The 1712-nt window shown below is 67.0% G+C and carries 1 protein-coding gene; it reads right to left on the minus strand.

What is annotated here, in order from left to right:
- The coding region (locus tag AC3WN8_RS30080; RefSeq protein WP_492673212.1) for a secretin N-terminal domain-containing protein at positions 1–1626 on the minus strand (1626 nt) is incomplete at its 3' end.
- Positions 1627–1712: the final 86 nt, after the last annotated feature.

Genomic DNA, 1712 nt, shown 5'->3' on the forward strand with positions numbered 1-1712 from the left:
CTGCGAGATATCCAGCGTGATCGTCCCGCTGTCGTTCACGCGCGGCACCACTTTCAGGATCACACCCGTATCCCGCAGCTCGATCGTGTTCACGATCGGCGCTCCAGGCGCGGAGACGCTCTGCGCCTGCTGGATGACGATCGGCACCTGATCGCCCACCTGCAGCATCGCCGTCTGGTTGTTGAGCACCAGCAGCTTGGGCGCGGAAAGCACGCGGACATTGGTCTTGGATTGCAGCGTGTTGAGCACGCCCTGCGCGCTGTTGCCGATCACCGACAGCGAAAATCCGGGAAACACGCTGGCCGGCGTGCCGCCGGTCGTGCTGCTGTTCGAAAAGGTCGTGTCACCGCTGATCGCGCGGAAATTGACGCCGAAACGCAGATCGTTGGTCAGCGTCACTTCCGCCAGCGTCGCTTCGATCAGCACCTGGGCGACGGGCTGGTCGAGTTTTTCGATCGCTTCGCGGATGAACTCATATTCCTCGCCATCGGCATAGATCAGCAGCGAATTGTTCGATTCGCTGGGCACGATGCGCGGGCCGACGCTGGTGGTGGCGGTCGTCGCGGCGGCCGGGGCCGCGATCGGCGTCGTCGGCATGGCGCGTGCCATGGGTTCGCGTGCCTGGCCGTCGCCGCCGTCCGCTGCGGGGGGCATGGCCGGCGCCGGGGTGGGGGCCGTCGCATCTGCCTGGTCGCTGCCGCCGATGCCCAGCACCATCTGCAATGACGACGCCAGTTCGCGTGCGCGTCCGTTCTGCACCATATAGCTGTAGAGCTTGCGCTTGCCCGCCACGCCGGCGTCCAGGCGCCTGATCCACGGCTCGACGCGCGCCAGGTCGCTGCGCTCCACCGCGATCGCCAGCACCGAACGCAGCCGGGGCAGCGGAACGATGCGCACGCGCGATCCGATGATGTCGAAGGGGGGCTGGAAAATCCGCTCCAGCTCGCTGAGCAGCGTTCCCGCATCGACATTCTGCAGGCGATAGAGCTCGAACGTCATGTTCGCCATCGCATCGACGTCAAAGCGCGCGATCAGATCGTGCGCCGCCTGGCGTTCCTCGGCGCTGCCGCTGATCGCCACCTGGTTCAGCGCGGAATCGGTGCCCGCCACCACATCCTTGCCCAGGAATTGTTCGAGCAGCCGGGCGATCTCCTTGGCGCTGCCGTTCTTCACGGCAACCAGCTCGGTCGCGAAACCCGGAACCGCCGTGCCCGCGCTTGCCCCGCCGCCGCCCCGCGCCAGCGGCGCGCGCGTCTGCGCCGCTTCGCGCGGCAGCACGCGATAGGTCGATCCCTGAACCAGGACGACGGCGTTCACCGATCGCAGCGCGCTTTCCAGCATCGGCAACAACGACTCGCGCGTCACCGGCTGGCTCGTCCGCAGGGTGATATTGCCCTTCACTTCGGGATCGACGCTGTAATCGAGCTCCAGCATCGATCCCAGCACCGCATCGATCACGCGTTTCACATCGGCATCGGCAAAGGCCAGCGTATAGCCGTTCTTCACATCGTAGCGCACGGTCGCCGGCCGCGCCGCGCTGCGCGGTGCGGTGCTCCCGCCATTGGCCCCGGGCGGTGTCGGCGGGGCCCCGGGCTGGGCGAGCGCGGCCGCCGAGCCCAGCAGCATTGTGATTCCGATAGGCGCAATTCTCATATTGGCTCGCTTGATCTCACGGCCGCGATGCCGGCGGCCGATTGGCGGGAAGGGAAGGG

Source organism: Sphingobium sp. FW305-3-2-15-F-TSA7, from assembly GCF_058787155.1.